Raw genomic sequence first — 1,720 nt, 5'->3', positions numbered from 1 at the left:
GGCCGCCCGGAGCTACCTGGCCATCCGCCGGCGACCGGCTTTCAAGTGTTACTCCTGTGTAAACCCCGAGGCCAGTATGGCGCGGCGCGGTCCGGCATCCGAGACCACAGGCGGCCGCCCTCCGCGCAGTGGCGGCTCGGCACCAGGCTGGCCGGGTCAGGAAGCCGGGGTGGCGGCGGACCAGAAGCCCGAGTGAACGTAGGGAAGCCCCTTGCCCACAGGTGAGTCGGGGTCGACGGGCTCGCGGGGCGCCTCGGTGACCTTCGACTGCGTCACACAGGGGGACGTGACGGTGAAGAACGCCTGCCCCTTGTATCCGAACTCAAGACTCACCCGGAAGTCCTCCGTGGTCGAGGCGAAAACGGCGGGGCGCTCCTTGCTCTCGCGGACGCCGGTGATCTCGTACCCCGCCGTCTTCCAAGACCTCTCGACCACGCCAAGGAAGTTGCCCCGTCGTGCTGCCGAAACGATCGTCGTCACGTAGCGCCTGCGTGTGACGGTTCCCGTACCTGTGCCGTCGTTCTTGACATCGGTACACGCCGAGTCACTGGACGGCCCCCGGCCGGCTTCCACCCCGGGCCGGACCGCCTTCAGGGTGTCGTCGAGAATCTGCTCGGCCCGGTCAGCGACTTCCTGCATGTTCAATTTCGTCGTCTCTCCCTGGGCGTGGGCGTCTTCGATCACGCTGCAGCCGGTCACGGCGAGCGCAGCCAGCGCGGTCGCGAGGGCGCGGTACTTCATCGGTATTTCTCCGGGGTGACGAGTTCGGGTTGACCGGCCACGACGGCAGCCACGTTGGCGGCCGACTCAGGGTCGACCTCCGGATTGAAGTAGTTGGAGTGCGCGGGTGTGGGCCCTTGTCCGTCGATGATGGGCAGCGGTCCGTCGTCGACCTTGAACCTGTGTGCGTCGAACCCTCGACTCAACACAGAGGGACGTGACGGTGAAGAAGGTCTACTCTCCGTGAGTCTTGATCATGGCGAGCATCTCAGAACTGCTCGACCGTTTGGCCGTCCGGGACCTTGTAGCAGCCGGACACGACATGCAGGCTCAGCTTCGGCGGGTCATTCTTCGACATCTGGACGATATTGACGCCGACTTTCTTCCTGTCATTGTCAGCCGTCAAATTAGTATTCTTGTTCCTGCTGGTGTCAGGCCCATAGGAAACGACCTTCCAGCCGCGCTTCGGCAACTCTTCCTTGAGTCGTTCCATTGCCACGCCGAGATCGCTTGCTGACGTCGGGTAAAAGCTCCACCAGTGGAAGATCCGGAAGTATTTCTTTGCATCCTTCCCCGAACATTCCGCAACAAAGGGGCGACTACTGGAAGCCTTTCCCTTGACGCCGATCAGGTCGTAGATACCGCTGGACACCTTCTCCATCGCCTGCGAGGCATCACGCGAGCTGCTCGTGCCGGCGAACGGGATGTCATCGGAGTTCTTGTCAGTCATGCTGCATCCAGTGAGGGTGGCGAAGAAAAGGGGTACGGCGAACACAAGAGAGCTCAGTTTTTTCTTCACGTAGCGGAGCCTTATTTCGTCGGAGTGGGCCACGGGCCGGTTGTCACGTCTTTTCCTCTGAGTGTCAGCGCCCTTACTTCACGTGCGCCCACGGGTCGGGAGGCGGCTTCAACGCCACGTCGTCCCCCTTCCCGACGACCACCAGGGCCTGGTTCTTCAGACTCTGGGAGGGATCGCCGGACCGCTCGTCCCAGTAGCCGC

At 62.8% G+C, this 1,720-nt stretch carries 2 protein-coding genes; both read right to left on the bottom strand.

The annotated features are described in order from the left end of the window. Nucleotides 1-156 precede the first annotated feature (156 nt). Nucleotides 157-741 (bottom strand): hypothetical protein, encoded by a 585-nt coding sequence (locus IE249_RS04170; RefSeq protein ID WP_229857486.1) that lies wholly within the window; start codon nt 739-741, stop codon nt 157-159. 247 nt (nt 742-988) lie between these two features. After that, the gene (locus IE249_RS04165; RefSeq protein WP_229857484.1) at nt 989-1,552 is read right to left on the bottom strand and encodes a hypothetical protein; all 564 of its coding nucleotides are present in this window, start codon (nt 1,550-1,552) and stop codon (nt 989-991) included. Between the last annotated feature and the right edge of the window lie 168 nt (nt 1,553-1,720).

The sequence above is a fragment of the Streptomyces anandii JCM 4720 genome, from assembly GCF_014650655.1.
Classification (GTDB): Bacteria; Actinomycetota; Actinomycetes; order Streptomycetales; family Streptomycetaceae; genus Streptomyces; species Streptomyces anandii.
The sequence above is the reverse complement of the archived record's forward strand: the minus strand, read 5'-3'. Positions and strand labels throughout refer to the sequence as shown.

Bases quoted from the DNA above. Each gene is read 5' to 3' on its own strand.
- IE249_RS04170 (WP_229857486.1), bottom strand. From the start codon at position 741: ATGAAGTACCGCGCCCTCGCGACCGCGCTGGCTGCGCTCGCCGTGACC.